The sequence below is a fragment of the Acinetobacter higginsii genome (assembly GCF_000369845.1).
Classification (GTDB): Bacteria; Pseudomonadota; Gammaproteobacteria; order Pseudomonadales; family Moraxellaceae; genus Acinetobacter; species Acinetobacter higginsii.
Map to the genome: position 1 here is coordinate 583,965 of NZ_KB850211.1, position 24,042 is coordinate 608,006.

23 protein-coding genes, 1 tRNA gene and 1 riboswitch are annotated in these 24,042 nt (G+C 41.2%); of the genes, 12 read left to right on the forward strand and 12 right to left on the reverse strand.

The window, feature by feature from the left end; all coding sequences use genetic code 11:
* Window positions 1-2: 2 nt before the first annotated feature.
* Window positions 3-1,109, forward strand: a complete 1,107-nt coding sequence (locus tag F885_RS17210) for a beta-ketoacyl-ACP synthase III (protein WP_005313160.1) — start codon at window positions 3-5, stop codon at window positions 1,107-1,109.
* Window positions 1,110-1,171: 62 nt separating this feature from the next.
* Window positions 1,172-1,798: a hypothetical protein gene (locus F885_RS17205; RefSeq protein ID WP_005313163.1), complete on the forward strand. Its 627-nt coding sequence runs from the start codon at window positions 1,172-1,174 to the stop codon at window positions 1,796-1,798.
* A gap of 60 nt (window positions 1,799-1,858) precedes the next feature.
* On the opposite strand, the gene lipA is transcribed toward F885_RS17205, so the two are convergent.
* A complete protein-coding gene (gene lipA / locus F885_RS17200) occupies window positions 1,859-2,872 on the reverse strand; it encodes a lipoyl synthase (RefSeq protein ID WP_016539771.1) in 1,014 nt (337 codons plus the stop codon).
* A 189-nt stretch (window positions 2,873-3,061) separates the two neighbouring features.
* Here lipA and sthA point away from each other — a divergent pair, with 189 nt between their 5' ends.
* Window positions 3,062-4,477 carry a Si-specific NAD(P)(+) transhydrogenase gene (gene sthA / locus F885_RS17195; protein ID WP_004806376.1) on the forward strand — a complete coding sequence of 472 codons (1,416 nt, stop codon included), beginning with the start codon at window positions 3,062-3,064 and terminating at the stop codon, window positions 4,475-4,477.
* Between the two features lie 79 nt (window positions 4,478-4,556).
* The gene (locus F885_RS17190) at window positions 4,557-5,024 is read left to right on the forward strand and encodes a DUF3465 domain-containing protein (protein WP_005313170.1); all 468 of its coding nucleotides are present in this window, start codon (window positions 4,557-4,559) and stop codon (window positions 5,022-5,024) included.
* Between the two features lie 40 nt (window positions 5,025-5,064).
* Here the strand turns inward: F885_RS17190 and F885_RS17185 are convergent, their stop codons facing one another.
* The 11 genes from F885_RS17185 to F885_RS17135 all read right to left on the reverse strand — a co-directional run bounded on the left by F885_RS17185 (window position 5,065) and on the right by F885_RS17135 (window position 13,843).
* A complete protein-coding gene (locus tag F885_RS17185) occupies window positions 5,065-5,517 on the reverse strand; it encodes an Mpo1 family 2-hydroxy fatty acid dioxygenase (protein ID WP_005313173.1) in 453 nt (150 codons plus the stop codon).
* A 135-nt stretch (window positions 5,518-5,652) separates the two neighbouring features.
* Window positions 5,653-6,264 (reverse strand): septal ring lytic transglycosylase RlpA family protein, encoded by a 612-nt coding sequence (locus F885_RS17180; protein WP_004806381.1) that lies wholly within the window; start codon window positions 6,262-6,264, stop codon window positions 5,653-5,655.
* 289 nt (window positions 6,265-6,553) lie between these two features.
* A complete protein-coding gene (mltB, locus tag F885_RS17175) occupies window positions 6,554-7,555 on the reverse strand; it encodes a lytic murein transglycosylase B (RefSeq protein ID WP_005204399.1) in 1,002 nt (333 codons plus the stop codon).
* Window positions 7,556-7,574: 19 nt separating this feature from the next.
* Window positions 7,575-8,717: a rod shape-determining protein RodA gene (gene rodA, locus F885_RS17170; RefSeq protein ID WP_004806385.1), complete on the reverse strand. Its 1,143-nt coding sequence runs from the start codon at window positions 8,715-8,717 to the stop codon at window positions 7,575-7,577.
* A gap of 154 nt (window positions 8,718-8,871) precedes the next feature.
* Entirely contained in the window at window positions 8,872-9,531 is a 660-nt protein-coding gene (locus F885_RS17165) for a hypothetical protein (RefSeq protein WP_005204398.1), read from the reverse strand.
* 33 nt (window positions 9,532-9,564) lie between these two features.
* Window positions 9,565-10,380 carry an NADPH-dependent 7-cyano-7-deazaguanine reductase QueF gene (queF, locus tag F885_RS17160; RefSeq protein WP_005313178.1) on the reverse strand — a complete coding sequence of 272 codons (816 nt, stop codon included), beginning with the start codon at window positions 10,378-10,380 and terminating at the stop codon, window positions 9,565-9,567.
* A complete protein-coding gene (locus F885_RS17155) occupies window positions 10,377-11,150 on the reverse strand; it encodes an ABC transporter permease (protein ID WP_005313180.1) in 774 nt (257 codons plus the stop codon). The genes queF and F885_RS17155 overlap by 4 nt, the downstream gene beginning before the upstream one ends.
* On the reverse strand, window positions 11,147-12,082 hold the full coding sequence (locus F885_RS17150) for an ABC transporter ATP-binding protein (protein WP_005313183.1): 936 nt from the start codon (window positions 12,080-12,082) through the stop codon (window positions 11,147-11,149). The genes F885_RS17155 and F885_RS17150 overlap by 4 nt, the downstream gene beginning before the upstream one ends.
* Window positions 12,083-12,221: 139 nt before the next feature.
* Window positions 12,222-12,297, reverse strand: a tRNA-Arg gene (locus tag F885_RS17145).
* A 125-nt stretch (window positions 12,298-12,422) separates the two neighbouring features.
* A complete protein-coding gene (locus tag F885_RS17140) occupies window positions 12,423-13,010 on the reverse strand; it encodes a hypothetical protein (protein ID WP_005313186.1) in 588 nt (195 codons plus the stop codon).
* Between the two features lie 149 nt (window positions 13,011-13,159).
* Window positions 13,160-13,843, reverse strand: coding sequence for a putative quorum-sensing-regulated virulence factor (locus F885_RS17135; RefSeq protein WP_005313190.1), 684 nt, complete (start codon window positions 13,841-13,843; stop codon window positions 13,160-13,162).
* A 242-nt stretch (window positions 13,844-14,085) separates the two neighbouring features.
* Here F885_RS17135 and F885_RS17130 point away from each other — a divergent pair, with 242 nt between their 5' ends.
* From F885_RS17130 to F885_RS17095, 8 genes are all read left to right on the forward strand, one after another.
* Complete coding sequence (locus tag F885_RS17130) at window positions 14,086-15,324, forward strand: alpha/beta hydrolase (RefSeq protein ID WP_005313193.1); 1,239 nt, start codon at window positions 14,086-14,088, stop codon at window positions 15,322-15,324.
* Window positions 15,325-15,567: 243 nt separating this feature from the next.
* Window positions 15,568-16,821, forward strand: coding sequence for a serine hydroxymethyltransferase (glyA, locus tag F885_RS17125; RefSeq protein ID WP_005313196.1), 1,254 nt, complete (start codon window positions 15,568-15,570; stop codon window positions 16,819-16,821).
* A gap of 38 nt (window positions 16,822-16,859) precedes the next feature.
* Window positions 16,860-17,042 carry a hypothetical protein gene (locus tag F885_RS20895; RefSeq protein WP_005313199.1) on the forward strand — a complete coding sequence of 61 codons (183 nt, stop codon included), beginning with the start codon at window positions 16,860-16,862 and terminating at the stop codon, window positions 17,040-17,042.
* Window positions 17,028-17,129, forward strand: a riboswitch (guanidine-I (ykkC/yxkD leader). Its footprint overlaps the gene before it by 15 nt.
* Window positions 17,130-17,175: 46 nt before the next feature.
* Window positions 17,176-17,913: an urea amidolyase associated protein UAAP1 gene (locus tag F885_RS17115; RefSeq protein WP_005313202.1), complete on the forward strand. Its 738-nt coding sequence runs from the start codon at window positions 17,176-17,178 to the stop codon at window positions 17,911-17,913.
* Window positions 17,914-17,929: 16 nt separating this feature from the next.
* Window positions 17,930-18,574 (forward strand): urea amidolyase associated protein UAAP2, encoded by a 645-nt coding sequence (locus F885_RS17110; protein WP_005313205.1) that lies wholly within the window; start codon window positions 17,930-17,932, stop codon window positions 18,572-18,574.
* Window positions 18,575-18,583: 9 nt separating this feature from the next.
* Complete coding sequence (gene uca, locus F885_RS17105; RefSeq protein ID WP_005313208.1) at window positions 18,584-22,189, forward strand: urea carboxylase; 3,606 nt, start codon at window positions 18,584-18,586, stop codon at window positions 22,187-22,189.
* 301 nt (window positions 22,190-22,490) lie between these two features.
* Entirely contained in the window at window positions 22,491-22,928 is a 438-nt protein-coding gene (locus tag F885_RS17100; RefSeq protein ID WP_004654007.1) for a CopG family ribbon-helix-helix protein, read from the forward strand.
* A gap of 82 nt (window positions 22,929-23,010) precedes the next feature.
* Entirely contained in the window at window positions 23,011-24,042 is a 1,032-nt protein-coding gene (locus F885_RS17095; RefSeq protein WP_005313217.1) for an ABC transporter substrate-binding protein, read from the forward strand.

Genomic DNA, 24,042 nt, shown 5'->3' on the forward strand with positions numbered 1-24,042 from the left:
ACATGGGCATCCGTATAACAGGTACAGGTTTATTCCACCCAACCGAATCTATTTCCAATGAAGAATTGGTTGAAAGTTTAAATGCTTATGTAGAACAGTATAACCAAGATAACGCAGCGCAAATTGAAGCTGGCGAAATTGAAGCACTTCGTGGCTCAAGCCCTGAATTTATTGAGAAAGCATCGGGTATTCAACGCCGTTATGTGGCCGAAAAATCAGGTATTCTTGATCCGACACGTTTACGTCCGCGCTTGCAAGAGCGTAGTAATGATGAACTTTCACTTCAAGCAGAGTGGGGTGTTATTGCTGCTAAGCAGGCGATGGAAAATGCAGGTGTTACCGCACAAGATATCGACGTTGTAATTTTGGCATGTTCAAATATGCAACGTGCCTATCCAGCGGTTGCAATTGAAATCCAGTCAGCTTTGGGTATTCAAGGCTATGCCTATGACATGAATGTGGCATGTTCTGCTGCAACGTTTGGTTTGAAACAAGCCTACGATGCAGTGAAATGTGGCGCACGTCGTGTGTTATTGCTCAATGTTGAAATTACATCGGGTCATTTAGACTATCGTACACGTGATGCACACTTTATCTTTGGTGATGTTGCGACGGCATCAATTATTGAAGAAACTGAAACTAAATCGGGTTATGAAATCCTAGATATCCATTTGTTTACGCAGTTCTCAAATAATATCCGTAACAATTTTGGTTTCTTAAACCGTAGTGAAGATGCAGTTGTTGACGACAAGTTATTCCGTCAAGACGGTCGTAAAGTCTTTAAAGAAGTTTGTCCACTGGTTGCAAAAATCATTACTGCACAATTGGAAAAACTTGAATTAAGCGCTGAACAAATCAAGCGTTTCTGGTTGCACCAAGCCAATGCCAATATGAATGAACTGATTTTGAAATTGGTGGTCGGTAAAGAGGCTGATTTAGAGCGTGCACCGATCATTCTGGATGAGTTTGCCAATACCTCGTCTGCAGGTGTGATTATTGCGATGCATCGTACTGGTGAGCAGGTCAATGATGGTGAGTATGCCGTGATCTCTTCATTCGGTGCTGGTTATTCTGTCGGTTCGATTGTAGTGCAAAAGCATATTGCTTAAGTGTTTAGCATAATCAAAATTAAGGAGCAAGAATTTGCTCCTTTTTTGTATTAGGAAGATTGATGAATCAAGAAATTTTGGCTTTATTAACGGATATTCCTGATCACGCAGATTATGCATGTACTGCTGAAGAATTGGACTTGGTAGATATTTCTCAAGATCGAATTGATCGGGTTGTTGAGCTGCTTCTTCATACAGAAGATGTTGTGGTTTTTGATGCCGCTAAACTGTTAACCCATTGGGGGCAGGATGAGGGCTTTAATGCGCTGACACACTTATTTGATACAAATCAATTGAGTGGCTGGATAGACCATCGCTTACATGGTTATGATGATACTTTGCAGCATGTATTAAGTGCATTTGTCAGTTATTGGGCAGCAAAGTCGGATGCGGGTTTAGATGAGTTGGCGAGAGGGAAAATTTTTCCTTATGTTGCAAAAATTATTGAGCAATCGAATACTGCGCCTTTTGAAATTAATAGTATTTTTTGGGTGATCGAAAAGAAACAATATAGGGAATATATTCCCTTATTAAAGACGCATCTGGATAAAATGATGGATGACCCTAAATTATATTTTTGGAAAATTCATGATGCAATCAAGTTGATGCTTAAGTTCGATACTGATTTTGTCTATCATCTGTTGCAAGAAAAGGGAAAAAGTTTAGAGGATTTTAGGATTGAGTGTTAATTCTCAATGACTTGCTAAGAATGCAATCGAGGGGCGCACCGAAGTACGCCCATCTCAACATTAAGCTTCAATTGCTTGAACTGCAATTTTCTTGGCAGGATCAACTTTACGACGTACTGCTGGTACAGGTTCACCGTGGTATTGGCGATCAGCAAAGTAGCTTGAGCGAACCATTGGTGCAGACCAGATATTTCTAAAACCAAGTTTACGGCCATGCTCAGCATAACGCTCGAATTCTTCTGGTGTAACAAAGCGGTCAATCGGCGCATGTTGCTTAGATGGCTGTAGATATTGACCAATGGTAATGTAGTCAACATCATGTGCTCTAAGATCATCGAGTAGGGCAATCACTTCTTCTTCAGTTTCACCGATACCGACCATCAAACCACATTTGGTTGGGACATCAGGGCAGTATTCTTTAAACATTTTTAACAGCGTTAAAGAGTGCTGATAATCAGAACCTGGACGCATCGCTTTATATAAACGTGGCACAGTTTCAATGTTGTGGTTGAATACATCTGGCGGACATTCAGTCATGATGCGTAAGGCAATGTCCATACGACCACGGAAGTCAGGCACCAGAATTTCCAATAGGGTTTTTGGGCTTAATGCACGGGCTTCTTTGATACAATCAACGAAGTGTTGCGCACCACCATCCAAAAGGTCGTCACGGTCAACCGAGGTAATCACGGCATATTTGAGGCCAAGATTGGAAATGGTTTCTGCCATGTGGCGTGGTTCATCTGGATCTAAAGCATTTGGACGACCATGTGCAACGTCACAGAATGGACAGCGACGGGTACAGATATCACCCATGATCATGAAAGTTGCTGTACCACCACCGAAACATTCTGGTAGGTTGGGGCAAGCCGCTTCTTCACATACGGTATGCAGTTTTTGCGAGCGCAAGGTTGTTTTGATACGCTGAACTTCTTCTGGAGCGGTCATCTTGACTCGAATCCAGTCAGGTTTGCGAGGTACTTCAACCGTAGGGATAACTTTTACAGGAATTCTCGCGACTTTTTCCGCGCCACGAAGTTTTATACCCTGTTCAGGTTTACGGTGTTCAGACATATAATTTCTACAGCCTTTGACTTGAGATATCCCGTTATTATAGTCAAATTTACCGTAATAAAGCATGAAAAGTGGTATTCATTTTGAAAATGTAAATATATAAAAATATATAGTTGTGAAATACATCATCTGGCTGCATATTGGTTATCATATATATAGCAAAACGGTTAAGAGACAAAGGAGCTTTGAATGCCACGTAAGAAAGAGGTCGTTGGTGGGAATATTGTTAAATATGATGCAGTAATTCTCGGTTCTGGCCCAGCTGGCGAAGGCGCGGCAATGAAGCTTGCAAAAGCAGGTAAACGTGTTGCAATCGTTGATGTTCGTGATCAACTCGGTGGTAACTGTGCACACGTAGGCACAATTCCAAGTAAAGCTTTACGTCAAACAGTTTCAAGTATTATTCGTTATCAACGTGACCCAATGTTTCAAAAAGTAGGTGAGTGGAAACAATTCACCATGAAACAGGTACTACGCAATGCGCATAAAGTTATTCAACAGCAAGTTGATACGCATACACGTTTTTATGATCGCAATAAAATCGAAGTTTTCCATGGTCGTGCGTATATCCAAGATAAAAACACCGTACTGATTTTTGGTCAGGATGGCATCAAAGATACCATTATTTGCAAGCAAATCGTGATTGCAACAGGTAGCCGTCCATACCAACCGAAAGGTTTAGATTTCAATCATCCGCGCGTATTTGATTCGGACAAGATTCTTGATCTTGATTATTCAATCCAGAAAATCATTATTTATGGTGCAGGCGTAATTGGTTGTGAATACGCTTCTATTTTCATCGGACTTGATCATAAAGTTGATTTGATCAACACCCAGCAAAAGCTTTTAAGCTACCTTGATGATGAAATTGCCGATGCATTGTCATATCACTTACGTGAACAAGGTGTATTGATTCGTCACAATGAGCAAATTGATCGTTTAGAAACTTTTGATGATCATGTGGTCTTACATTTACTCAGCGGTAAGAAGATCAAGGCAGATGCAATCTTATGGTGTAATGGTCGTTCAGGTAATACCGATGGTCTAGGCTTGGAAAATGTGGGTCTAGTACCGAATGGTCGTGGTCAGTTGATGGTCAATGATCAATATCAAACTGAAGCTGAAAATATTTATGCGGCAGGTGATGTGATTGGTTGGCCTTCACTCGCTTCCGCTGCGTATGACCAAGGTCGTTGCGCAGGTGCAAACATGGTAGGCGAAAAGAATGTGAAGCCAATCCGTGATGTACCAACAGGTATTTATACCATTCCAGAGATTTCTTCAATTGGTAAAACTGAGCAAGAACTGACTGAAGAGAAAGTGCCTTACGAAGTTGGTCAGGCTTCTTTCCGTCATTTGGCACGTGCACAGATTACTGGTGATACCGTCGGTGAATTAAAGATTCTGTTCAATCGTGATACTTTAGAAGTCTTGGGTATTCACTGTTTTGGTAACAATGCAGCAGAGATTATTCACATTGGGCAAGTGGTGATGCACAGTCCAAATAATACCTTGAAGTATTTCGTGGAAACGACATTCAACTATCCAACCATGGCTGAAGCATATCGTGTTGCGGCTTTGAATGGTATGAACCGACTATTCTAAATGTGATAGACGTTGTATGATCAAAATGCCAATCAATTCGATTGGCATTTTGCTATTTTGTGTCTGATAAAAGGTAAATATGAAAACTCAAAAAAATAATCTGATCATTATTGCGATCATTGTGTTGATTGCAGCTTATTTCGGCTTTGACTTAAAGCAAAAACAAAATACAAGCAGTCAATCACCGACTACAAATAGCAATGTGTCTGTGGATGATCAGCATAAGATCATGCAAGCCTATCAGCAGCAGCGAAGTAATGTGCAAGTTCAAGCACAAGGTGTTGTAAAGGCGATTTTGCCAGATGACAATGAAGGTTCAAGACATCAGAAAATGATTCTTAAACTGGAGAATGGTTTAACCGTATTGATCGCACACAACATTGATTTAGCCCCAAGAATCGAAGGGTTGAAAAAGGGCGCTACGGTGGAGTTTTATGGTGAATATGAATACAGCCAAAAAGGTGGAGTGATTCACTGGACCCATCATGATCCGCGTGGAAAACACATTGACGGTTGGCTAAAATACCAAGGGAAAATCTATCAATAATAGTTTCCCTTGGTTGGTCGTTTGCAAGATGTACGCTAAATTAGCTTGTAAGCGCTGATTTTTGACGAATTTTCCATTTAGGTAGGACTTTAGCTAAATAAGCGTCCATGCACCATACAGGGCCAATCAGAAGGAATTGCAAGTCTTTAAAGAATGAAGGCTTCTTACCTTCAACTTTATGCCCATAAAATTGTCCGATCCACGCAATCACAAAAACACCGATATAGAACCCAATCCCCACAGGTAGGATCACAATTAGCCACGCCATGATGGCTAATAAAGCAGCCATTGCGATTGCAAGTACGATGTCCAGACGTGCATAAAACACCAAAGTTAAAATCAGCAATAGCGCGGTGAGTAGCGTACTAAAGTGCGCCAGAATACCGATAATCGAAAATAAGATTGCAGGAACACAGACCCAGTGGATTTTTTTGTTGGTTTGGTTTTGGTGACTGTCACTATATTCATCAAACCATTCGTCAATTGATTTCACAGCGCACTCCTTGCAGTATTCATTTTTCTTGATTCAATATACCGAAGAATAGGATGGGGCGTAAAGCATTAACAAATGTAATAGATAAAAATAAAAAAGCCGCAATAAGCGGCTTTTTAGTAATGGTCTTAATGATTAAGAATTAGGACCATCAACACGTTCAATGCTCACATTGCCCGTACCTGAACTAGACATACCAAGTTGCTTTGCAGCACCATAAGATAAATCTAGAACACGGTTACCATGGAATGGACCACGATCGTTAACTTTTACAACAACACTTTTGCCGTTGTCTTTGTTTGTTACACGGATATAACAGTTCAAAGGAAGGCTACGGTGTGCAGCAGTCATGGCATTCATATCGAATGTTTCACCGCTTGCTGTTTTGCGACCATGGAATTGACGACCATACCATGATGCAACGCCATTTTGGCTGAATTTACGAACGGTGTTCGAAGCAACAGTATTCAGTTTTTCAATCACTGAAGGCTCTTCTGCTGGGATATCGATCTTAGCAGCGATCGTTTGGCGACGTACTTTGTCACCTGAACTCTCAGTGATTGAAAGACTATTAACGTTTGAAAAACGAGAATTAAAATTTTGAGAATCTTTGCTTAGTACGCGGGCAGCCAAGTTAGAACCTTCCACATCATTGGTTAATGATGAAGACTGTACCATTTCAGCATGTAACGGGCTTAAACTTAAGCCTGCCGTCAGCGCTATAATATATTTTAGCGAAAACTGCATTGTATAAACTCCTAGAGAACATGCTTTTCTATTTCAATAAAAACACCTTGAAATATAGTGCACATGTCTAATTATTCACTTTTGCAATTACTTTATCTTGCGGCGATAATATTCATCACTTACGAAGTGTGTCTAGTCCTTAACGATAAATAGTTACAAAAAGGGCAAAAACTTACAGTTTCTGATTAAAAAATAACCAATATTGTAACAATTTATAAATTTTGCTGATTAAGTGTACTTTTTTAATAAAAAATTTATTGACTTTTCATAATGTTGTAAAAAAGCTAGCCTATCGGCTAGCTACTTCGGTGCCTAATAACCATACAGCAGTTGCATACATGCGGCTCTTGTTGTAGGTGGTAATGACTTGGAAATTTGGATAAGTAATATAGTAAATTGGACCAAATTGGTCTTGTAATTGAATAACATTGACTAAATCAAGATCATCAATTTTTACCAAAGGGTCAATTGGTGCGACTCCCAATTTTTTCAATTCACCATAAGGAACTGGCTGGGTCAAATCTTTAGCAATCACGCTATCTGGATTGTTACCTAAGTAGCGAGCAGGGAAGCCAATTGGACGATCTCGCTGCCAACCATGTTGAGCTAAATAGTTGGCAATTGAACCAATTGCATCAGCAGCAGAGTTTCTTAAATCGATATGTCCATTGCCATCGTAATCCACACCTAGTTTTTGAATATTACTTGGCATGAATTGCGGGTAACCAATAGCACCTGCATAGGAGCCCACGATACTATTGGTTGGATAGCCTTCTTTATATGTCCATGAAATTAATGCAGCCAATTCATCACTAAAGTAGTCAGCACGGCGAGGGTAACCAAAGGCAAGCGTTGCTAAGGCGTCTCTGGTGATGAAAGAACCTTTATTGGCACCATAGCCCGTTTCTACACCTAAAATGCCGAGAATCACCGATTTAGGTACACCATACTGCTGTTCAGCACGATTCAGTACGTCTTCATATTGGCTTTTAAAACGTGCACCACGTTGAATGGTACCTTCAACTAAAAACATTGAACGATATTGATACCAAGGTTTACTTTCACCAGGGCGAGTCATGATGTTCAAAATATTAGGTAAATTACGCGCACCACTCATCGCAGCATCGATTTGTTCGCTGCTTAAGCCATAGGTTGTCATTGCCTTTTGTTTGAAAGCAAAGTAATTGGGGTGATTGTAAAATTCATTTGCTTGTGCCCAATTACTGCTCAAGAATAAACCAGCACTTAAAGTTAAAAATTTAAAAGTTTTATTCAAAGTAGGAAGAAACATAAGTTTATAAAATTCCTCATTATCGATGTGTATGAATAGACATAACCAGTCCAAAAGTTGACATAAGGGTAATAATTGCAGTTCCGCCATAACTCATGAACGGCAAAGGCACACCTACTACAGGTAAAATACCACTGACCATGCCTGCATTTACAAATACATAAACAAAAAATGACAAACCAAAGGCACCAGCAACCAAACGACCATAGTTATGGAAGCTTTGTAGGCCAATCTGGAATGTTCTAAAAATAATTGCACAATAAAGCAAGATCAGCAGGGTAACGCCAATCAAGCCAAATTCTTCCGAATAGGCGGCAATAATAAAGTCAGTATGACCTTCAGGTAAAAAGTGCAGGTGGGATTGAGTTCCCTCTAAAAAGCCTTTACCTGAAAAGCCACCGGAACCAATCGCTGTTTTAGATTGAATAATGTTCCAACCTGTACCTAGAGCATCGGCTTCTGGGTTAAATAAAGTCAAAACACGTTGGCGCTGATAGTCATGTAGTAAAAATTCCCATGCGATCGGAATAATGACACCTGCTACACCCGCTGCACCTGCAATCAATTTCCATGATAAGCCACTGAGGAAAAGCACGAAAATCCCACTGGCGAGTACCAATAAGGAGGTGCCTAAGTCGGGTTGTTCAGCAATGAGGAGAAAAGGCACCACAATCAGCAATAAAGACAGAATGACTTGTGAGAAGCTTGGAGGCAGAGCTTTACGTGACAAGAACCACGCTACCATCATCGGCATACCAATTTTCATAAACTCACTGGGTTGCACGCTACCAAAGCCAGGGATGTCAATCCAACGCTGAGCACCCATACGAACTTCACCAAAAATCACCACTGCGAGCAGCGACAGCACCCCAAATACATAAAAGTAGGGAGAAAATGCTTGATACACTTTTGGTGGGATCTGGGCCAAACTAAACATGACCACAAAACCGATACCAAAGCTCATGGCTTGTTTACTTACAAGCCCAACGTCTTGTGCAGATGCACTATATAAGACTGTGAGCCCCAGTATGGCATTGAGAATCAGAAATAGACAAAGCCATGGGTCGATATGCAGTTGTTGCCAACGAGAAGGCTGATTGGCTGTGCTCAAGCCATCACGAGGTGCTTGACGTAAAAATTTGTATTGCGGGCTTGGAGACATGCGATTCTAAATCAGGTAAATCAACGCTTCGCGAATGCTAACATAAACGCTGATTTAGACAATGCAAATTTAGAAATTGTGACATTTATAAGAGATTAATTTGGCATAAAAAAAGCGACGATTTGACAATCGTCGCTTTCTCAGCATTCTAGGCTTATTTTTGTACCAAAAGTTGGTCGAAGTGTTTGGTAAAGACTTCAAGTTCCACTTGGCTTAAGCTCGGAATCAGTTTCTTAATCACGATATGAACAGCAGTTTCTACACCACTGGTCGCAACGCTGGCTACGCCACGTTTCACCATACCTAGACCAAGGGTTTTGTTGAATTCAGTCATAAAGTGATGGATGAGGGCATCAGCAAAAGATTTAAACTGCTTTGTTAAAGCATCACGTTGCTCTTTACCGTTTCCAGCAGCAACTTCTGCAAAGCTCTTTTTCATCTCTGCAACAAGGCTATCTGGTAATACAGTACCGATACGTTGTTTACCTTCATTATCAATGAATAAGCTCTTTTCCATGAATGCTAATGATTCAAGCACTTGTTCATTTGAAGCTTTACCTAATAGCTGCTTCATCAAGGTTTCAACAATGCCGCGAATTTTAATTGCAAGACCTTCAGTCGTATCACGTTTGTCACTTGGTGGAAATTGTTGAACCAAGTGAACCAACATAGTGTCAATTAACTCATCAGTTAGCTGTAGAGAAATTTTGTCACGTAAAGGGTATTGAGGCTCTTTACTGTCACGGTTGGCTTGTGCAAGTTGAATGTCCTGACTCAAACTTGCTGACGGAAGAATCCCGAAATAACTGGTCATTGAAGAACGTCCTCTATATCAAATTTATTCGTTTTATTGTCGTGCCAAGCGAATTGGCTCGGGCATCCATGACAAATCTGATACTCGGCATGGGTTAATGTCCAAGCCCCCGCGGCGAGTATAAGTTGCATAGACCATCAGTTTTTCTGGTTTTAGAAGTTGCCAAATATCCGCAAATATTTGCTCAACACATTGTTCATGGAAACCATTATGCTGACGGTACGAGATAATATAAGCTAAAACGCTGCGATAACAAGGTTTTTTACCTTGCAAACGAATAAAAACAGTGCCCCAGTCGGGCTGACCCGTCACTGGACAGTTGCTTCTCAATAAATGTGAATACAACTCGATTTCAACCTCATCTTCAGCGCTTGTATCTAACTGCAACAAAGTCGAATCAGGATGTTCTGATAAACGCTCAGGAATGAGATCGTCAATACAGATCCCTTGAGGTTTAGAAATCACTAAATCATCAACTTGAAACAGTTGCAGCTCGACTTTAGCACCCGCAGCATTAGATAAATCACCTTCAACGGTTTCAATAAAGGCTTGCTGAGACTCAAATTGGGTGAAGTTCATGCTGTTGAAATAAAGTTTAAGCGACTTTGATTCAATTAAATTGGGTGAATGGGCTGGTAATGTCAAACGGCCAATCGCAACTTGTGGTAAGCCAAGTTGGTTCAACCATGAAATTTCAAAAACATGCCACCAGTCTTTACCCTGCGTAATTCCGTCAACATGTAAATATTGCTGACGTGACTCGGCACGAGCAATCGGAAATAAAACATCGGGTTGATATTGAGTTGGGTATTGGGTGTCTTTACCCAATAAAGAATGTTCAACACTCATTCACGCATTCCTGAACCACGAGCTAATAAATGATAGGCAACTGCATAGAGGGCAACACAGCACAACGTCACGATGCCTAAAGAGAAAGATACATTGACATCGCTATGACCTAAGATACCGTAACGGAAGGCATTGACCATATATACAATTGGATTAACTAAAGAGACGTTTTGCCAAAATGGGCTGAGTGCACTAATGGCATAGAACACACCACCTAAATAGGTGAGTGGTGTCAATACGAAAGTCGGGATAATTGAAATATCATCGAAGGACTTGGCATAGACAGCATTGATGAAACCGCCCAATGAAAATAATAATGAAGTAATGATGACGGTATATATCGTCACAAATACATTATAAATTTCTAAGTGCGTAAAGAATAGGCTCATTATCGTGACGATCAAACCAACCAATACACCACGGCTAACACCACCGATCACATAACCCCATAAGATTAAGTGTAAGGGTACTGGGCTCATGATCAGTTCTTCAATACTTTTCTGGAATTTCGCACTAAAAAAGCTTGAAGAAACGTTAGCGTAGCTGTTGGTGATCACAGCCATCATAATCAAGCCAGGCACAATAAACTGCATATAGCTAAAGCCACCCATTTCACCAATACGTGAACCCACCAAGTTGCCAAAAATCACAAAGTACAAACTCATAGTGATAGCAGGTGGGAGTAAGGTCTGTGGCCAAATTCGCATAAAGCGACGAATTTCTTTAACAACTAAAGTCCAGAGCGCGGTTTGTAATTGACTGAAATTCATTGATCCGCTCCTGCAAGATTTTTCTCGACCATTTTCACGAACAATTCTTCCAAGCGATTCGATTTATTCCGCATACTGCTGACTTGGATATTCTGCGACTGTAATAACAAGAACAGATCATTCATGCTATGCGCTTTGTCCATAGTCACTTCTAAGGTCACTGAATCAATCAGATTGAATTTAAAACCAATAATATTTAGGTCAAAAGATTCGATTGGTTCTGCCAAATCAAAAATAAAAGTTTCTTCATTCAATTGATTGAGGAAGCCTTTCATCGAGGTATCTTCTTTAATCACACCGCGGTCAATGATTGCGATGCGACGACACAACATTTCTGCTTCTTCTAAATAGTGTGTGGTGAGAATGATGGATGTGCCATTTTCATTCATTTCGGTGAGAAAGTCCCACATCGAACGACGTAACTCAATATCAACGCCAGCCGTCGGTTCATCGAGGATCAGCAGTTTAGGTTCATGCATCATCGCACGTGCAATCATCAAACGACGTTTCATACCACCAGAGAGCATACGCGATTGAATATTACGTTTTTCCCATAAACCGAGCTTTTCTAAATAATGTTCAGCACGTTGTTCGGCTAATTTCTTCGGAATGCCGTAATAACCCGCTTGGGTCACTAAAATATCGAAAGTTTTTTCGAATTGACCAAAGTTAAATTCTTGAGGAACAACACCAAGACATTGTTTTGCATGTGAGGGATGGGTATCTAAGTTATGCCCAAAAATCTCAACTGAACCAGATGTTTTTTTGGTTAAAGAGCTGATGATACCAATCGTTGTCGATTTTCCTGCACCATTAGGTCCTAATAATGCATAGAATTCACCTTCAGGTACGGTAAGGTCGATCCCTTTTAACGCCTGAAAACCATTACGATAAGTTTTGGACAAACCGCTCAACACCAAAGCATCAGTCATAAACGTCTCACGTTGTTAAATAGAACGGGTATTTTGAGCGATATGAAAAAATAAACCAAGTAGAAAAATAGGTTTATGGCGTGTTAAAAACAGAACGATTATAAAAATAAGAGGGTATAGCGAAGGGAAGGAGATGCAATGGTGCGCTCAGCGGGACTCGAACCCACGCCACAGGCTTCGGAGACCTGTACTCTATCCAGTTGAGCTATGAGCGCATATATGCGTACCACATCATAGGCAAAAAATACAGGCAGGTAAATATATACCTTTCAATAAAGGTACTTCTTGTTTATTAAAACATCAATTTTATTCTCAACTTATCGAGATTCTGCATATTCAACTATAAGTGTTGCACTGAATAATTGATCAACTTTAAAGTTTGATTCAGTTGAGCCGGCGGAATCCGTGATTCTTGCAAGGACGTAATCCATTGCATTTGGCAGGCTTTGAGTTGTTGTAAAGAACTAATCGACTGAATTTTTTGTATCAATGGACGCGCCATCAAACCACAATAGGTCGTGAGTGTTTGAATCATGACTTGCTGGATTTCAACAAAAGGTAATTTTTCTAACTCAAGAATTTCAGGTTCGATTTCAGGTTTTAGTTCAACTTCAATCGGTCTTGGTGCGATTGCGAGCGTTTCTTGTGCTGTAACGGGCTCTGATAGTGTTTTGAGATCATTAACTTTTAATTCTGACGCTACATTTTCTTTTTGGACAATAGGTGTTGCTTGTTCAGCCAGGAGCCCCATATCAATCAGTTGTTGAACCAGTTCGGTCGGTGCAATCCTTTCCTTATAGTCTTGATCTAGTTCTTTAAAATCTTCATGATCAATTAAAAGTAATAGACGACGTTGACGTGCAGTCAATGCAATACTGCGTTCTTGTAGTGCAGTTTGCCCAAGCTCTGTTTTAAAAAAATGTGACATCTCTTAATCTCCCCCAAATCAAGATCTAGACGGAGATTAAGATAAGGTTAAAAAATGACAATAATGTTAACAATTTATTAAATATCATTGTCTTGTTTAAAGTAAGTGGCAAATAAGCTAAAAATTGAGAACTTTATCCTTTATTTCACTCATTTAGTTTCTAATGCTTTGCGCAAATATGGGTCAAGATCTTCCTGACGCATCAGCCACTGAATATAGTCAGCAGGCAAGTCTTGAATGGCAGTGCCTTTATGCTTGCCAAAGGTAATGCTTTTAGGAATACGGGCGTCTTCAGAAGCAAGATAAAGTTGCTCAATATTTTGAATGTTAAGTTGATGAATAATATGCATCAGAATGTTGGCGGTTAAGATAATGTCTGCATCGGCTCGATGTGCACCTTTCAACATTTCCCGTGCTTTATCACTACCTTTTGAAATCAAATAAATCAGAGCAGAAATATTATGTGCCTCTGCATCTTCCCAAACATGGCGGGCTAAAGCCAAGGTACAAATCGGTTTTAACTTTGAGGTGTCTACGCCACAACGTGCAATTGCGGCAATATCATAATCAACATTGTGGCCAATAATATAAGTGGTATGAGCAGGAAGTTGAAACTCATTATAAAATGGTTGGTCAATTAGATCTGATTCTAAAATATGGTGTACCGCCATCGCAGCAAATGAAATGGGCTGGCCAACTTGATAAAGCTGATCAAAAATTTGGTTTTTATCGAGACTGAGTTTGCCATTTTCAATTTCAATCGGGGCATAGGCAATTTCAATCGGCAAACCATTCAGTGTATGTGTTTCAGTATCTAAGATGATTGCTTGCATAAAACTAACCTAGCTTGAGTTGAGTGTGCGAATATCTTACAAGAAATTCATAGTCAGCAGTGCTGAATGAAGGGGATGCGATTTAATTTTCTAGTTATCAAAAAGAGTTTGAATAAATAAACAGCAAAATAAAAAAATACTTGAACAATTTGATATTAAGCGCATCCTTATGGAAGTAATTGCCTTAGTAAAAGAAATACTAAGCACTAAAATGAAAACGATAATAATCAGGGAAACATGACATGAACATGAAATTATTAACGGTTGCACTGCTGAGCTCAAGTGTGTTGCTTACAGCTTGTAATGATGATGACGACAATATTTCGTTTGTACCGAAGCCAGAAATTCCAGAAAATAATATTAAAAATCCTGTGGTGGGTATTCCTGTCGCTTATACCAAAACAGATTTTAGCGCTGTGGCTGCTGAAAGTTCGGTCATAACGTATAAAATGCTAGGACAAAATGGTAAAGAGACCATGGCAACCAGTTTATTGTTTGTCCCTGGTGGACCAACGCCAGCAGGTGGCTGGAAAATTGTTGTTTGGGCGCATGGTACAACAGGGGTTGCAGATCAATGTGCACCAAGTCGTAATGAGACTAATCCTGCTATTAAAGATATGATTAGCCAATTTCTGGCAGCAGGTTATGTGGTGGTTGCACCTGACTATGAGGGTTTAGGAGAGCCAAGTGGTCGCGAACTTCATCCTTTCTTGAATGTTAAAAGTGAGGCATATTCAATTACCGATGCGGTGGTTGCTGCACGCTATTATTTAGCAGGGCAAGGTAAACTGCTTTCACGTCAATGGATGACCGTTGGGCACTCTCAAGGTGGGCAAGCCGCATTAGGTGCAGCACAATATCAAAGTCGTGCTAAGCTTGACTATAAAGGGACAATTGCTGTTGCACCTGCCTCTAACCTAGGGGCAATTTTGGTGAATGGTAATGCCTCAGTTGCAAATGCACCAATTGAACAACAGATAGGGATGTATGCACAGCTAGATACGTTTACTGCATTGATCACGGCAGGATTAAGAAATCTTAACCCAAGTTTTAGTTATTCTAATGTTTTTAAAACGCCAACGGATACCATAGCGAGTCAAGCTGAATCAGATTGTTATGATGCGCTTGAGGATAAATTTACTGACAAAATGAAAGATTATGCGAGTAAAAACAATAATAGTTTAGCGAATTATCCAAGAACACAAACCAATTTTATGACGGTTCCATTGGTAAAAACATTCTTGGATACTGATTCGCAGCCAGCTCAGGTGAAATTGGATCAACCAGTAGTGATTTATCAAGGAGCAAAAGATACAACGGTTCCTAAAGCTGCAACGGATGCGTTGGTATTAACTGCACAAAACAAAGGGTCAAAAATCCAGTACATTACCAATACTGAATGGGATCATGGCACGGCGTATGTCTTGAATATAGGTGAGATTGTCAAGGATGTAAAAGCGGCGATGCCTGCCAATAATTAAGAGAAGAGAGTAGCCCGATTTTCCATTTTGCGAAGATTGGGCTTTTTCAATGCTAGTCTCTAAGATGTAAAAATGTATAAAAAATAGCTTGTTGATTTTGGCCTATCAAAACCCCTGCTAAGAATGAATAAATTTCACGAATAATTAAATAAATATCAATCTGTGAAACCATAAACTTCGTGCTACAATATGCACCAATCTTTAGCACGGCTTAAAAGCCCTAATTCATAGGACCCTCCGCTAATGTTTGCCAATATCTCTATTGCTGAATTTGATCCAGAATTAGCTCAAGCGATTGCTTCTGAAGGCGTACGCCAAGAAGCACATATCGAGTTAATCGCATCTGAAAACTATTGCTCACCAGCTGTAATGGAAGCACAAGGATCAAAACTTACGAATAAATATGCAGAAGGCTATCCTGGCAAACGCTATTATGGCGGTTGTGAATATGTGGATGTGATTGAACAACTTGCAATTGATCGTGCAAAAGAGTTGTTCGGTGCAGACTATGCAAACGTTCAGCCTCATGCGGGTTCACAAGCAAACTCTGCGGTTTACCTAGCGCTTCTTAACCCAGGTGATACCGTTCTTGGTATGAGCTTGGCTCACGGTGGTCACTTGACTCACGGTGCTAAAGTAAGCTTCTCTGGTAAAACCTATAACGCTGTTCAGTATGGTTTAAATACTGAAACTGGCGAAATTGATTATGAAGAAGTAGAGCGTTTAGCATTGGAACACAAGCCACGTATGATCGTTGCTGGTTTCTCTGCTTATAGCCAAATCGTTGATTGGCAGCGTTTCCGTGACATCGCAGACAAAGTGGGTGCATACCTTTTTGTTGATATGGCGCATGTTGCAGGTCTAGTTGCTGCGGGTGTATATCCTAACCCAGTTCAAATTGCAGACGTTACTACAACAACGACGCATAAAACACTTCGTGGCCCACGTTCTGGTTTAATCCTTGCGAAAGCAAACGAAGAAATCGAGAAGAAACTTCAATCAGCTGTATTCCCAGGCAACCAAGGTGGTCCTTTGATGCATGCGATTGCCGCTAAAGCAATCTGCTTCAAAGAAGCAATGTCTGATGAGTTTAAAACTTACCAACAACAAGTTGTGAAAAACGCGCAAGCAATGGCTGAAGTGTTGATTGCACGTGGTTATGATGTTGTTTCTGGTGGCACAGAAAACCATTTATTCTTATTGTCTTTGATCAAACAAGACGTAACGGGTAAAGAAGTTGATGCTTGGTTAGGCTCAGCGCATATCACTGTAAACAAAAATGCGGTTCCAAATGACCCACGTTCTCCATTCGTAACTTCTGGTATCCGTATTGGTACGCCAGCTGTGACGACTCGTGGTTTCGGCGAAGCTGAAGTACGTGAACTTGCAGGTTGGATCGCTGACGTGATCGATAGTAAAGGTGACGAGAAAGTTATCGCTGACGTAAAAGCTAAAGTTGAAGCTGTTTGTGCAAAATTCCCAGTATATGCAAACTAATTTGTATATATAAAAAAGCGCCGCAAGGCGCTTTTTTTATGGATAAAGAAAACCTAAAAATATCAATCATTCTAATTTCACAGCATCAAATTGGTGCTTTGTTTTTAAAAGCGCACCTAGAACAAGCTAAAAATGATTCTTTTGGTATTACAAATATGCAAAATCGTATTACTTATTTGGCATGTCTTTTGCTTCATAACAACATAGATAAAGTTGTCTAGGGTTCCGATGTGTCCGTATGGAGACATGACTGGTCCGAGAGATAACGGTTCGATAGAACTACACGGAGGGATAAAAGCCCGGGAGGACAGGCATATTGCCATAACGAGGTTAAGCATCCGCAAGAGGTTTGTTATGAATCAATCGTTCTATCACGACAATAAAATACTGTGGCAAGAAACACTACCCGGTGGGCATCACTGGTCTGGTCGCGTTCAACGTGGTGCAGTTTTGCAGCTTGAAGCACTGGGGCGGCAGGCCAATGTATCTTTGTTCTGTGTCAATGCCGATGACAAGCTGGAGCGTTTTAATATGCCCGATAGTCTGAAAGCCCAACATACTGCTTTTCTCTCGACAGGGCATGTTTTGTATTCTGATCTGGGCCGTGTAATGGCCTCCATTGTTCAAGATCAACATGGCTGGAATGATGTATTTTGCGGTCCAAGTACTGCACAGCACATTGCACAAAATTTTGGCAAAAAAAACTTTCAGGATGCACGTAATGACATGCATCAAAATGGTCTAGATAGTTTATTGGTGGAATTGACCAAGTTTGGTCTAGGCCAAGCGGATTTGAGTGCGACGGTAAATTTATTTTCAAAAGTCCAGCCTGATGATCATGGACGATTAAGTTATGTCTCAGACGATAATCAAAATCAAAAGATTGAACTGCGTTTTGAAATGGATTGTTTGGTCTTTCTTTCTGCAGCACCACATCCACTCGACTCATCCACACCTTATCAACCTGCCGATATCCAACTTCGCCTATTCAAAGCCAAGGCCTTAACTGAACAAGATGTTTGTCGGGATTCATGTGCCCAAAATCAGCGTGGTTTTGCCAATAACACACGCTATTACGCATTGTCGAATTAAGGTGGGGAGCGAGAAAATGACAGCATCTGCAAAAATTGAACAGATTGTTTTAGATGAGATTTGCCTTGCAGGCGAAGCGTGGATGGGTGAGGTTAAACAAGGTCAGTACTTCCGCATTATTGATCTGGAAGGCAACCAAGCCGTTGATACCTTGTTTCTCAGCGCTAACAATGCCGAAGAGCGTTATAGCGCAACAGATACTTTGGCGCAAAATCAGCAGCTTTATCTGGAAAAAGGCACAACCTTATTTAGTAATTTTGCCCGTCCTATTGCCAGCATTGTCGATGACAATTGCGGCAGACATGACACCTTAGGCGGTGCGTGTTCATGTGAAAGCAATACGGTACGTTATGCACACGATAAATATCCGATGCACAGTTGCCGTAATAATTTTATGTACGCCTTGGCACAGCACCCAATTGCCAAAAAGCATCAGCTCAATGTCCGTCATATTGGACCCAATATTAACTTTTTTATGAATGTACCTGTGACCGCTGAAGGCCACTTAAAGTTTGAAGATGGGGTGTCTGCACCGGGTAAATATGTGGAGATCAAAGCGGAAATGGATCTGATCATTCTGATTTCGAATTGTCCGCAATTGAATAATCCTTGTAATGCCTATAACCCGACCAAAATTCAACTTGTTATACGTGACGCGTGAGGTGACATAATGTTTAAAAAAGTACTCATTGCCAATCGTGGAGCGATAGCCTGTCGCGTCATTCGTAGTTTAAAGAAACTTGGGATTCAATCGGTTGCGGTCTATTCCGAAGCAGACCGAGATTCCTTGCATGTTAGTTTAGCTGATGAAGCGATTTTTATTGGTGATTCAGCTGCACAGCAAAGCTATCTTAATATTGAAAAAATTCTGGCTGCAGCACAGCACACTGGGGCCGAAGCGATTCATCCTGGTTATGGTTTTTTATCGGAAAATGCCGCATTTTGTGATTTGTGCGAGCAACAGGGGATTTCCTTTATTGGTCCGACCTCACAGCAAATGCGTGATTTTGGTCTAAAACATACCGCACGAGCATTGGCGATTCAAAACAATGTGCCTTTACTACCAGGCAGTCAGTTGCTCATCGACTTGGATGATGCACTGATTCAGGCTGATCAAATTGGCTATCCCGTGATGCTGAAAAGCACCGCAGGCGGTGGTGGTATTGGTATGCGTCTGGTGTGGAGTGAACAGGAATTAAAAGAAGCCTATCAAACTGTTTCTTATCTGGCACAAGCCAATTTTAAAGATGCAGGGCTTTATCTGGAAAAGTTTGTCGAAAATGCGCGTCATATTGAGGTACAAATTTTCGGTGATGGTCAGGGTCATGTCATTGCACTTGGTGAGCGTGATTGTTCCGTACAACGCCGTAATCAAAAGGTGATTGAGGAAACACCTGCACCGCATTTGAATGATGAGCAACGTACTTATATTCAAAAAGTTGCGATTCAATTGATGCAGTCGGTGCAATATCGTTCCGCGGGTACGGTGGAATTTGTGATGGATACCGATACACAACAGTTCTACTTTTTAGAAGTGAATACACGCTTGCAAGTGGAACATGGGGTGACGGAACAGGTTTATGACGTTGATCTGGTTGAATGGATGGTGAATTTGGCCAGTGGGGATTGGCAAGCACCGCAACAGATTGCGCCACCCAAAGGTCATTCGATTCAAGTGCGTTTATATGCCGAAGATCCGATTAAGAACTTTCAACCTAGCGCAGGCTTATTGACCAGTGTCAAATTTGACCCTCAATCACGGGTGGAAACCTGGGTGGAAACAGGCTCAAATGTTTCTTCATTCTATGACCCGATGATTGCAAAAATTATTGTCACGGCGACAGATCGCGAGCAGGCGATTGCTGCCATGCAAAATAGCCTAAGCAATACGGAAATTGCAGGGATTGAAACCAATCTCGAATACTTACAGGAAATCATTGCAGGAGAGGTGTTTCAGCAAGGCATACAGACCACGCGTTTCTTGAATCATTTTGAATGGAAAACCCAAAAAATAGAGGTGTTACAGGCAGGGATTCAAACTGCAGTGCAAGATGTAACAGGTCGCTTGGGCTATTGGGACGTCGGTGTTCCGCCTTCAGGCGCAATGGATGCATTGAGTCTGAATGTTGCCAATCAATTGTTGGGCAATACATTTAACAGTTCGGGACTAGAATGTACCTTGCTTGGACCGACTTTAAAATTTCATTGTGACACTAAGATTGCCATTACAGGCGGCGAGATGGAAGTCAGTTTGGATGGCCAACCGGTTGCGATGTGGTCAACGATCAATGTGCGTAAAGGGCAGGTGTTAAAATGTGGTCGTATCAGTACAGGTTGTCGCAGTTATATTGGGATTAAACATGGATTTAATCTGCCTGCTTATTTAGGCAGTTTAGCCACATTTACCTTAGGGCAATTTGGTGGTCATGCAGGGCGTAACTTATTGATTGGTGATATGTTGCCAATCACTGAGGCGAAAACCGAGCAAACAGTTGTATTAAAGCCTGAACAAATCCCTAGTTTTAAAACTGAATGGGAAATTGCGGTCATGTATGGCCCGCATGGTGCACCTGATTTCTTTACGCCAAATGATGTTGCCATGTTTTTTGATCAAGACTGGGAGATTCATTTTAATTCGAGTCGTACTGGTATTCGCTTGATTGGACCGAAGCCTAAATGGGCACGGATTGATGGAGGTGAGGCTGGTCTACATCCGTCGAATATCCATGACAATGCCTATGCGATTGGTGCAATTGATTTCACTGGGGATATGCCGATTATTTTAGGGCCTGATGGTCCGAGTTTAGGCGGCTTCGTTTGTCCTGCGGTGGTGATTAACTCAGAGTTATGGAAATTAGGACAGCTCAAAGCAGGCGATAAAGTCAGATTTATTCCTGTTAGTTATGCACAGGCGCAACAGTTAGAACAACGCTATCAATCGGCCTTGCAGGATGAAACCACATCACAGGTTAATTTTGAATCGATATTCAAAGCTGAGCCTATTACTTTAAAAAATGCGGTGTTGGCGACTTTGGATCAGGGCGCTGATAAACCCAAAGTGAGCTATCGTCCCGCAGGTAACCAATATCTGCTGGTGGAATATGGTGAACTGGTCTTGGATCTTAATTTACGTTTCCGTATTCATGCCTTGATGCAATGGGTACAACAACAAAATATTCAGGGCATCATTGATCTAACCCCAGGTATTCGTTCATTACAGATTCATTATAATTCAATGATTCTAGAGCAACTGGACTTACTGCGCTTGTTACAGGTGGCTGAAAGTGAATTACCCGATATTGAAAATATGCAGGTACCGTCTAGAACTGTGTATTTGCCTCTAGCTTGGGAAGATTCACAAACGCAGCTTGCAACCGAAAAATATACGCAATTGGTTCGTCCAGATGCGCCGTGGTGCCCCGATAATATCGAGTTCATTCGCCGTATTAATGGTCTTGCCTCGAAGCAAGCGGTAAAAGACGTGGTCTATGACACCGCATATTTGGTGATGGGTTTGGGTGATGTCTATCTGGGTGCACCTGTTGCCACACCGCTAGACCCAAGACATCGTTTGGTCACCACTAAATATAATCCTGCACGAACATGGACACCTGAAAATGCGGTTGGAATTGGCGGCGCCTACATGTGTGTTTATGGCATGGAGGGGCCGGGTGGCTATCAGTTTGTAGGACGTACCACACAGGTATGGAGTCGTTATCGTCAAAATCCGAATTTTGAACCGCACAAACCGTGGTTACTTAGATTCTTTGACCAGATCCGTTTCTATGAAGTATCTGAGCCTGAACTGTTGGAAATGCGGGAAGACTTTAAAGCAGGTCGTTTGCAATTAAGGATTGAAGAAGGAGTACTTAATCTCAAAGACTACAATGCTTTTCTGAAAGACAATGAAAGTAGTATTCAGGCCTTTAAACAGGTTCAGCAAAGCAATTTTGAAGACGAGCGCCGTCGATGGCATGAAGCGGGGTTGGCTGAATATGTTTCTGAAAATATGGATGCGGTACTGGACGATTCAGAGATCACAGTTCCGAACGGTGGCATGATCGTGGAGTCACATATGCCAGGGTCAGTCTGGAAAATTGAATGTACCGTAGGCGAGATTATCGAAGAAGGCGAAACTTTGGCGGTGATTGAAGCAATGAAAATTGAAATTCCAATCCTTGCACCTGCAAAAATGAAAGTCGACAGTATCTTGATTGATAAAGCGCAAACGGTAAAAACAGGACAGGCATTATTCACGCTTGCGCCTGCTGGATAGCGATTAAATTCATGATGCAGAAAAGGCCCTATGATGAAACATCGGGCTTTTTTTATGTGCATTTATTCAGCTATTCACACGGTTTTTTCTACTTTATTTGGCTAAAAAACTGGCATAGATACTGCATTAAATATTACGAATTATAAATTTGGTATTACTAAAGCTGAGGTGGTTATGAAAACGCAATCAATCCTAATTCAGTATTTCAAAGTTGCAGCGCGCTGTTTTGCTAATTTATTGAGCGTCCGAGCGGGGCTGTATGTAAAGCAAACTCAGCTTCCTAAATAGTCGTCTGCTCATTATGAATGCTCGTCCTAAACTGACTCGAATCAGTATTACCGTTCCTGAAAAGACGGTTGAAGCCTTAGATCAAACCATTGTCGAAGAGCATTATGAAAGTCGCTCTCAGGCGATTGTCGACATGATCAACAAGCATCTCATTGCTGAACAGGCACAGCAAAATGCAGTCATGGTCGGCACACTAACATTGTTGTATGACGCCAGTTGTATGCCGCTGCGTATGCAACTCTTAGACTTACAGCAGAAGTTTTTAGAACAGGTGATCAGTTCATTACATATTCAACTGGATCAACAAAAAATATTGGAAGTCATGCTGTTACAAGGGGGCAGTAATGACCTTAAACAGATTAGTCAGCAATTTACTGCCTTAAAAGGAGTCATTAAAGGGCATCTGGAACTCATGGATGCCGTGATGCCACCCTTACAGCAAAATGAATAGGAAGCGTCGGCATTGGTATTGTCGCAAAACGTGGGATTCACATGTTCTCTGGGCAAAATTTCAAAAAAGATATGGGGTGATTATGAAGCAAACAATAGTAACTTTATCCGTTTCTGTACTGTTGGGACTGGGTCTTACAGCGTGTGATAATTCGGCTAGGGTACCAACGGCGGAGAAGGCAACCGAGACCAAAGATGCGACATCAACGACTCCAATGACGATTGGGTATAGTGATTGGCCGGGTTGGGTGGCTTGGCAAGTGGCGATTGAAAAAGGCTGGTTAAAAGACGCAGGCTTAAATGTCGAATTTAAATGGTTTGATTATTCAGCCTCAATTTCTGCCTTTGCTGCCAATCAACTGGATGCGGTGTTTATTACCAATGGCGATAATTTGGTCAATGCCTCGGGCGGAAGCAAGGGCATGATTATTATGGTGACCGATTATTCTGCGGGTAATGATGTGATTATTGCCAAGAATGGCATCAACAGCATTCAGGATTTAAAAGGCAAATCCATTGCTACAGAAAAGGGCTTGGTTGATCACCTATTATTATCGACGGCTTTGACCGATGCCAAGATTCCTTTTTCAAATATTAAATTGGTCAATTCGGTGACCAATGAACTTCCTCAAGTGTTCGGCAGTCAGGATATTGCTGCGATTGCGGTTTGGCAACCCGTGGCTAATCAGGCCTTAAAAGCCGTTACAGGTTCCAAGGTTATTTATAGTTCCAAAGATAAACCAGGCTTGATTTACGATACCTTGGCGGTAAATCCAACTCATTTATCTGCGCATAAAGAGGATTGGAAAAAGCTGATCCAAGTGTGGGATAAAACGGTGAAATATATCCAAGACCCTGCCACCCACGCCGATGCAGTAAAAATCATGGCCAATCGTGTTGGTGTTGATCCTCAACAATATGAGCAATTTATTGAGGGGACGCATTTACTGGATATCGCAGCGAATAAGAAAGTGTTCCAGAAGGGAACAGGCTTTGATTCGATTTATGGTTCGACCTATCACGTCAATCAATTCAATGTCAGTAATGGTATTTATAAAACTGAAGTGGATGTGGATGGTTTGATCTATCCGGCTTTGGTGGATGAGTTGAAATAA

Bases quoted from the DNA above. Each gene is read 5' to 3' on its own strand.
- F885_RS17210 (WP_005313160.1), top strand. From the start codon at position 3: ATGGGCATCCGTATAACAGGTACAGGTTTATTCCACCCAACCGAATCT.
- F885_RS17205 (WP_005313163.1), top strand. From the start codon at position 1,172: ATGAATCAAGAAATTTTGGCTTTATTAACGGATATTCCTGATCACGCA.
- lipA (WP_016539771.1), bottom strand. From the start codon at position 2,872: ATGTCTGAACACCGTAAACCTGAACAGGGTATAAAACTTCGTGGCGCG.
- sthA (WP_004806376.1), top strand. From the start codon at position 3,062: ATGCCACGTAAGAAAGAGGTCGTTGGTGGGAATATTGTTAAATATGAT.
- F885_RS17190 (WP_005313170.1), top strand. From the start codon at position 4,557: ATGAAAACTCAAAAAAATAATCTGATCATTATTGCGATCATTGTGTTG.
- F885_RS17180 (WP_004806381.1), bottom strand. From the start codon at position 6,264: ATGCAGTTTTCGCTAAAATATATTATAGCGCTGACGGCAGGCTTAAGT.
- mltB (WP_005204399.1), bottom strand. From the start codon at position 7,555: ATGTTTCTTCCTACTTTGAATAAAACTTTTAAATTTTTAACTTTAAGT.
- rodA (WP_004806385.1), bottom strand. From the start codon at position 8,717: ATGTCTCCAAGCCCGCAATACAAATTTTTACGTCAAGCACCTCGTGAT.
- F885_RS17165 (WP_005204398.1), bottom strand. From the start codon at position 9,531: ATGACCAGTTATTTCGGGATTCTTCCGTCAGCAAGTTTGAGTCAGGAC.
- queF (WP_005313178.1), bottom strand. From the start codon at position 10,380: ATGAGTGTTGAACATTCTTTATTGGGTAAAGACACCCAATACCCAACT.
- F885_RS17155 (WP_005313180.1), bottom strand. From the start codon at position 11,150: ATGAATTTCAGTCAATTACAAACCGCGCTCTGGACTTTAGTTGTTAAA.
- F885_RS17150 (WP_005313183.1), bottom strand. From the start codon at position 12,082: ATGACTGATGCTTTGGTGTTGAGCGGTTTGTCCAAAACTTATCGTAAT.
- F885_RS17140 (WP_005313186.1), bottom strand. From the start codon at position 13,010: ATGTCACATTTTTTTAAAACAGAGCTTGGGCAAACTGCACTACAAGAA.
- F885_RS17135 (WP_005313190.1), bottom strand. From the start codon at position 13,843: ATGCAAGCAATCATCTTAGATACTGAAACACATACACTGAATGGTTTG.
- F885_RS17130 (WP_005313193.1), top strand. From the start codon at position 14,086: ATGAACATGAAATTATTAACGGTTGCACTGCTGAGCTCAAGTGTGTTG.
- glyA (WP_005313196.1), top strand. From the start codon at position 15,568: ATGTTTGCCAATATCTCTATTGCTGAATTTGATCCAGAATTAGCTCAA.
- F885_RS20895 (WP_005313199.1), top strand. From the start codon at position 16,860: ATGGATAAAGAAAACCTAAAAATATCAATCATTCTAATTTCACAGCAT.
- F885_RS17115 (WP_005313202.1), top strand. From the start codon at position 17,176: ATGAATCAATCGTTCTATCACGACAATAAAATACTGTGGCAAGAAACA.
- F885_RS17110 (WP_005313205.1), top strand. From the start codon at position 17,930: ATGACAGCATCTGCAAAAATTGAACAGATTGTTTTAGATGAGATTTGC.
- uca (WP_005313208.1), top strand. From the start codon at position 18,584: ATGTTTAAAAAAGTACTCATTGCCAATCGTGGAGCGATAGCCTGTCGC.
- F885_RS17100 (WP_004654007.1), top strand. From the start codon at position 22,491: ATGAATGCTCGTCCTAAACTGACTCGAATCAGTATTACCGTTCCTGAA.
- F885_RS17095 (WP_005313217.1), top strand. From the start codon at position 23,011: ATGAAGCAAACAATAGTAACTTTATCCGTTTCTGTACTGTTGGGACTG.